Source organism: Allobosea sp. P2_A10 (genome assembly GCF_056405115.1).
This window is the reverse complement of sequence record NZ_JBFUCS010000007.1, coordinates 259,762-265,761: the sequence shown is the minus strand read 5'-3', so window position 1 is coordinate 265,761 and position 6,000 is coordinate 259,762. Positions and strand designations below refer to the sequence as shown.

7 protein-coding genes and 1 pseudogene are annotated in these 6,000 nt (G+C 68.1%); 3 read left to right on the top strand and 5 right to left on the bottom strand.

All coding sequences use genetic code 11. The annotated features are described in order from the left end of the window. A pseudogene (locus tag AC1DZY_RS12970) lies at positions 1 to 354 on the top strand (hypothetical protein); the annotation flags it as partial. 23 nt (positions 355 to 377) lie between these two features. Here the strand turns inward: AC1DZY_RS12970 and AC1DZY_RS12965 are convergent. After that, positions 378 to 1,283, bottom strand: coding sequence for an AraC family transcriptional regulator (locus AC1DZY_RS12965; RefSeq protein WP_476820519.1), 906 nt, complete (start codon positions 1,281 to 1,283; stop codon positions 378 to 380). A 301-nt stretch (positions 1,284 to 1,584) separates the two neighbouring features. On the opposite strand from AC1DZY_RS12965, the gene AC1DZY_RS12960 reads away from it, so the two are divergent. Then, on the top strand, positions 1,585 to 1,935 hold the full coding sequence (locus AC1DZY_RS12960; protein WP_476820518.1) for an Atu4866 domain-containing protein: 351 nt from the start codon (positions 1,585 to 1,587) through the stop codon (positions 1,933 to 1,935). A gap of 96 nt (positions 1,936 to 2,031) precedes the next feature. Here the strand turns inward: AC1DZY_RS12960 and AC1DZY_RS12955 are convergent, their stop codons facing one another. After that, on the bottom strand, positions 2,032 to 2,643 hold the full coding sequence (locus AC1DZY_RS12955) for an NAD(P)-dependent oxidoreductase (RefSeq protein ID WP_476820517.1): 612 nt from the start codon (positions 2,641 to 2,643) through the stop codon (positions 2,032 to 2,034). Between the two features lie 123 nt (positions 2,644 to 2,766). Between AC1DZY_RS12955 and AC1DZY_RS12950 the strand changes: the two genes are divergently transcribed. Then, entirely contained in the window at positions 2,767 to 3,132 is a 366-nt protein-coding gene (locus AC1DZY_RS12950; RefSeq protein WP_476820516.1) for a winged helix-turn-helix transcriptional regulator, read from the top strand. On the opposite strand, the gene AC1DZY_RS12945 is transcribed toward AC1DZY_RS12950, so the two are convergent. The 3 genes from AC1DZY_RS12945 to AC1DZY_RS12935 are packed head-to-tail and all read right to left on the bottom strand — an operon-like array spanning position 3,111 to position 5,900. Then, on the bottom strand, positions 3,111 to 3,494 hold the full coding sequence (locus tag AC1DZY_RS12945; protein WP_476820515.1) for an AtuA-related protein: 384 nt from the start codon (positions 3,492 to 3,494) through the stop codon (positions 3,111 to 3,113). The genes AC1DZY_RS12950 and AC1DZY_RS12945 overlap by 22 nt on opposite strands. A gap of 4 nt (positions 3,495 to 3,498) precedes the next feature. Continuing rightward, positions 3,499 to 4,842 (bottom strand): acyclic terpene utilization AtuA family protein, encoded by a 1,344-nt coding sequence (locus tag AC1DZY_RS12940; RefSeq protein ID WP_476820514.1) that lies wholly within the window; start codon positions 4,840 to 4,842, stop codon positions 3,499 to 3,501. Next, positions 4,839 to 5,900, bottom strand: coding sequence for an alcohol dehydrogenase (locus AC1DZY_RS12935; protein ID WP_476820513.1), 1,062 nt, complete (start codon positions 5,898 to 5,900; stop codon positions 4,839 to 4,841). Before AC1DZY_RS12935 ends, AC1DZY_RS12940 begins: the two co-directional genes overlap by 4 nt. Positions 5,901 to 6,000 lie beyond the last annotated feature (100 nt).

The following is a 6,000-nucleotide window of genomic DNA, read 5'->3' as shown; positions in this document are numbered from 1 at the left end:
GTCGCCCATCTCGACGAGATGACGCAGCAGAATGCGGCGCTGGCCGAACAGAGCGCGGCGTCCGCCGGGTCGCTGTCTGGCAAGATCGGCCAGCTCAACGACCTCGTCGCCGCGTTCCGCACCGGGCCGGAGTCGGGCCAGGGCCACGCCAACGCTGCGCCACGCGCGGCCTATGCACCGCCCCCGCAGCGCGCCACGGACCGCGCCGCCGGCGAGCCCGAGCGCCTGCGCAAGCTCGCCGAGGCCGCCTTCGCCCAGACCAGGGCCGCGCCGGCCCCGGCACGACCCGCCCCCGCCCCCGCCAAGAAGGCCGTCAACGCCCGCGCGTCCGACGCTGGGTGGGAAGAGTTCTGAGAAAAAAAGGGCCGGGGCCTCGATCAGGCTCCGGCCATCTCCAGTGCCGTCCCGCTGCGCAACCGTGCGGCGTCGCGCAAGGGCGGCGCGCCAAACAGCCGGCGATACTCCCGGCTGAACTGCGACGGACTTTCATAGCCGACCCTGAAACCGGCTGAGGCCGCGTCGAGCGCCGTGCCGAGGATCAGCCGCCGCGCCTCCTGCAGCCTGAGCTGTTTCTGGTATTGCAGCGGGCTCATCGCCGTCACCGCCTTGAAATGCTGGTGCAACGCCGAGGGGCTCATCGCGGCCTCCTGCGCCAGCACCTCGACGCTGAAGGCCTTGTCGTAATTGCGCCTGATCCAGCCGATGGCGCGGTTGACCTGCTGCAGACGGCTTTCGGCCGTCGCGATCTGGCGCAGCCGCGCGGCGTCCCCGCCGGTCATCAGCCGGTACAGGATCTCGCGCTCCGCCAGCGGAGCGAGCATGGCGATGTCGCGCGGCGTCTCCAGCAGGCGCACGAGGCGCAGCACGGCGTCGAGCAATTCGGGCGCAGCCGGATTCAGCGTAAGGCCCGGGCCGGCTTCGGTTGCGGCAGCCTCATCCACGCCCGCTTCGAGCATGATCGCACCAAGCGAGACCCGGTCGAGATCGAGCTTGACGCAGAGATAGGGCTGTTCGGGCGTGGCCTCGATCACCTGCCCGATCACCGGCAGATCGACCGAGACGACGAGATAGTGCGAGCGATCGTAGTGATAGAGCCGGTCGCCCAGGATCACCCGTTTGCGGCCCTGCACGACGATGCACAGCGCCGGCTCGTGCACATTGTGCATCGGCTCCGTCGGCTGGCCGGCACGGATCAGCGCCAGCCGCGGGATCGCCGTGGCGTGAACCCCGTCCGTCGGCGCAAGCCGGGAGATCAGGCTCGCCAATTCCTCGATGCGTTGCATGATGCGCCTCTCGTCCCTTGCACGGTACGAAACGTCGCGCCGCTGGACTTTCATACAATGAAACCGCGCCAGTGCGCGATGGCAAAGCGGTTGCTCTGGAGGATCAGGCAATCCTTGCGGCCGATCGGTCTACCGCACCGGGACCGGGCCACGGTACTTATCCTCCCACAGCAGTCGCCATCGGGGCACCTCCATCGTGCACCCCCGGCGAGCGCCATACCGACTGCTGACCCGATCCGACAATGGTCGTGGCTACAAGGCCGCAACCCGCTTCCCCAACCTCCGGCAAGGAGATCAAGCCATGCCATTCATCAATGTTCTCGACACGATCGGCGCCATCGCCGCCCGCTTCGCGCCGGCCAGCCGGCCGACACAGCCGCTCGAAGTGGAATTCGACTTCGACGATGCACGCGACCCCTTTGAACAGGCCGCGATCGGCCGCTGGGTCACCGAGGACGGCGCAATCCGCCTCGACCTGCGCGAGGACGGCTATTTCCACAAGGCCAAGCAGGCCCAGCCGGATGCGCATCGCGGACGCTATGCGGTCGATCGCTCGAAGCTGTATTTCGAGGGCGAGGCCGGCTGGGTCGCGCTCGGCCAGATGCGCCGGGGCGTGCTCAGCATCGGCGAGAAGCGCTTCCTGAAGGCGTGATTGCGCTCTGCCTCATCGAACCTGCTTCATCGCCGGTTCGATGCCAAGTCGATTGCGACGCCGGCCTTCTGCGGAAGGCCGGCGTCATTGCTTTGGTCAGTAACCGACCGTGAAACGCTGGCGGCTATGGGCGGGCTTTTCGAGTTCGTCGACCAACGCCACCGCATAATCCTCGGCCGAAATGGTGCTCTTGCCGGCGGCATCGACCAGAAGCTGATCCAGACCGAGCCGAAACTTGCCGGTCCGTTCGCCAGGCGCAATCAGGGCGGAGGGCGAAAGGAAAGTCCAGTCGAGCGTCTTTTCCTGCTTCAGCAGATCGAGGAAAGCGCCGCCCTTCTTCGCTTCGTCGAGATAAAGGGCGGGAAATTCGGGCGTGTCGAACAGCCTGACGCCGGGCGCGACCTCGAGGCTGCCGGCGCCGCCCACAACGAGATAGCGCTTCACGCCCGAGCTTTTGACCGCGCCGAGCAGAATGCCGGGATCGCTCGCGGAAAAATGCACGCTGCTGATCACGGCATCATGCCCGGCCAGAAGCGTGGCAAGCCCGGCGCCGTCGAAGACATCGCCCTTCAGCGCCTTGACGCCGGGCAGGGCTGGAACCTTGTCGGTATCACGGACGATTGCCGTGACCCCGTGCCCGCGCGAGGCGAGTTCCGCGAGCAGTCGCGACCCGATGAAACCGGTGGCGCCGATCAATGCGATCGTCATGACATCATCCTTTCAATGTAGTATCCATCGGATACCAACGCTCCGATGGAGCCTAGATGACGCGACGGTCGCTTTCCGTAAAGAAGGCACTTTCGCGAGACATGGTCACCCCGAGGAAACCCGATGCTGAAGCGGCCCGACCCTTTCGACGCCCAGTGCCCGACGCGGCGCGTGCTCGACCGCATCGGCGACAAATGGGCCGTGCTGATCCTGATCCTGCTCGAACGGGAGACGCTGCGCTTCAACGCATTGCGCCGACGCATCGAGAACATCTCGCAGAAGATGCTGTCGCAGACGCTGAAAAGCCTCGAACGCGACGGGCTGATCCGCCGCGAGGCGTTCCCGACCGTGCCGGTGACGGTGGAGTATTCGCTGACCGACCTCGGGCGGACGCTTGCCGCCACCGTCGACAGCCTGCGGCTCTGGGCGGAGGCGCATATCGGCGCGGTGGAGGCAGCGCAGCGACGCTACGATTCCGGCGCACCGTAGGCTTGTGCCTCATGGGCTTGCCGGCGCGCGAGCGCCGCATGGCCCTCGGGCACCGCGACCGGCATCGCCAGCAGCACGGCGCTGCGCGACTTGCCATGGGTGTCAAGCGCCAGGCTGAGATTGACGCCGCCGGACAGCGCGCCTTCGAGCACGAAATTGAACGCGGCGAGCCCCGGCAGGTCGTAGCGCGTGACCGCACCCTTCACGAGCGGCCCGAAATGGCGCTTGACCGCCTCCGCCGTGACCTGTTGCGCGAGCAGGGCGAAGTCAGCCTCGTCATAAGGGATCAGCGACATCGTCTGGCTGTCGCCCTTGTCGCCCGAGCGGCCATGCGCAACGTAGAAGAGCGGGACGAGCGGCATTGCTTCAGGCCTCGTACCAGACGCAGCGCGCCGTGACAGCGGCGGCCGGGATGAACGTCGTCAGCGTCTGGACCGTCGGGCGCATCGCGAAGCGAACGCCGCCACCGCCGGCCGGCCCGTTGACATAGAGCGACTCGACCTCGGTCACCAGATTCTCCGCGAGTTCCGCGTTGGGCAGGCGCGCGGCGACACGAAGCCTGACATCGGCGACCGCATCGTGCCGCTCGCCGAGATGGGCCGGCCAGAGGCTGTTCAGGCCGATCAGGTCGAAGCGGATCTCATGCCGCCCAAACGCCGTGCGGGCGAAGCGCGCCTTCAGAATTTCGATCGCAAGCCTCGCCCGGCCCACGGCACCGATGCCGGCATAGGAAATCTCGGCCTCGACCAGCGTGCCGCCGGCGACACCAAGTAGCACTTTCAGCGTTTCAGGCGGGGCGTGGCCTCGCGCGCCAACAAGGCGGACCGTGTCCCGGCCGGTCTCGGTGAGGGTGACGCTGGTGAGATCGAGCGTCACGTCGGGCGTCAGATAGCGGCCGGGATCGTGAATCTCGTAGAGCAGCTGCTCCAGAATGGTGTGTCGGTCGATGCGACCGCCCGAGCCCGGCGGCTTGGTGATCGTGACCGAGCGGTCCGAGGCGATCTCGGCGATCGGGAAACCGATCCGGTCGAGGCCCACGACCTCCTTCAGCCCGGGCTCGGCGAAATAGCCGCCCGTCGCCTGCCCGCCGCATTCGAGCAGATGGCCGGCCATGACGCCGCAGGCGAGCGCGTCGAGATCGTCGGGCGTCCAGTCGAAATGGGCGCCGGCCGGACCGAGCGCCAGCGCAGAATCGGTGACGCGGCCGGTCACGACGACATCGGCCCCGGCGCGGCAGGCTTCTGCGATGGCGGGCGCGCCGAGATACGCGTTAGCGCTGAGAATGGGCGTATCGAGACGCGAGGCGCGCTGCCCGGTCTCGACCACCAGCGGATCGAGCGCGCTGATCTGCGCGGCGACGTCGTCGCCCAGAACGGCCGCGACCCTGAGGCCGGCGAGACCCACGCCACGCGCGACCTCGCAGATCATCTCGGCGGTCGCTGCCGGATCGGCCCCGCCGCCATTGCTGACGAGCCGCACGCCATGGGCGCGGCAGGCCGGCAGCAGCACGCGCAGGCGATCGGGCAGCCGCGCGAAATAGCCGGGCTGGCCGCCTTGCCGGGCTGCCTGCAGCAAGGCGAGCGTGCGCTCGGCCAGCGTCTCGACCATCAGCACATCGATGCCGCCCCGCTCGACGAGTTCGAGCGCGGCGTCGAGCCTGTCGTTGAAGAAGGCCGAGCCGCCGCCGATGCGCAGGCCGCGCTCGCTCATGCCGACGCCGAAACCAGCACGGCGCGGCCGGTGACCTTGCCGTGATGCAGGCGATCCAGCGCCTCGTTGACCGCATCCCCGGCGAAATGCTCGACCGGCGTCGAGGCGAGCTTGCCCGATTTCGCCAGCGCGACGACATCGCGCAGGTCTTGAGGACTGCCGGTGTTGCTCCCCAGAACCGACTGCGCCCGGAAGATCATCCCGGCAAGCGACAGCGTGATCTCGCCGCCGGCGACGCCGACGAGGACGAGCTTGCCGCCCTTGGCGAGAGCGTCGAAAGCGGTGCGCGCGGTCGTACTGGCGTTGACGAAGTCGATCGCGGCCGCGACCGGCCCGCCGGCGGCCGCGACGATCCGCTGGGTCACGCCCTCGCCCGAGCCGTCCACCGCCTGCGATGCGCCGGCCGCCAGCGCGGCCTCGCGCTTGGCGGGATCGACATCGACGGAGACGATATGGCGATGCCCGAAGGCCTTGAGCATGGCGATACCGGCAAGCCCGAGGCCACCAGCACCGATCAGCGCCACGGCGGCGTCCGGCGGCAAAGGCATGATCTTGCGGATCGCGGAATAGACGGTGATGCCCGAGCAGGCATAGGTCGAGGCGAGCGCCGGATCGAGCCCCGCGATATCGACGAGATAGCGGGCGTGGGGCACCTTCACGAAGCTGGCGAAGCCGCCATCCTGCAGCACGCCGAGGCTGCGCTGCGCCAGGCACATATTGTCCTGCTCGTTGCGACAGGCGTCGCAATTGCCGCAGCCGAGCCAGGGATAGACGACGCGCAGATCGCCGATCGAGACGCCTTTCGCGTCAGGCCCCAGCTTCGAGACGCGCGCGACGATCTCGTGGCCCGGCGCGCGCGGCAGCGTCACGCCGCGATCCTTCAGGCTCATGATCTTGCCGCCGCCCATGTCGTAGGAGCCCTTCCAGAAGTGCAGATCGGAGTGGCAGACCCCGCAATGCGTCACTTCCAGGACGATTTCCGTGCCCGACGGCTCGGGCGCGAGCACCTCGATGCACTCCAGCGGAGCCCCGTTCGCGACGACTGCCCAGGCTTTCATCCACGATTCTCCCGGTCGATGCGGCCCATGCCCAATGGGGCTTGCACGGCCGGCATCGACGCATTCACTGGCGTTTCCCGAAGGGCGCGACGGCGCGGCT

Bases quoted from the DNA above. Each gene is read 5' to 3' on its own strand.
- AC1DZY_RS12950 (WP_476820516.1), top strand. From the start codon at position 2,767: ATGCTGAAGCGGCCCGACCCTTTCGACGCCCAGTGCCCGACGCGGCGC.
- AC1DZY_RS12965 (WP_476820519.1), bottom strand. From the start codon at position 1,283: ATGCAACGCATCGAGGAATTGGCGAGCCTGATCTCCCGGCTTGCGCCG.
- AC1DZY_RS12955 (WP_476820517.1), bottom strand. From the start codon at position 2,643: ATGACGATCGCATTGATCGGCGCCACCGGTTTCATCGGGTCGCGACTG.
- AC1DZY_RS12945 (WP_476820515.1), bottom strand. From the start codon at position 3,494: ATGCCGCTCGTCCCGCTCTTCTACGTTGCGCATGGCCGCTCGGGCGAC.
- AC1DZY_RS12940 (WP_476820514.1), bottom strand. From the start codon at position 4,842: ATGAGCGAGCGCGGCCTGCGCATCGGCGGCGGCTCGGCCTTCTTCAAC.
- AC1DZY_RS12935 (WP_476820513.1), bottom strand. From the start codon at position 5,900: ATGAAAGCCTGGGCAGTCGTCGCGAACGGGGCTCCGCTGGAGTGCATC.
- AC1DZY_RS12960 (WP_476820518.1), top strand. From the start codon at position 1,585: ATGCCATTCATCAATGTTCTCGACACGATCGGCGCCATCGCCGCCCGC.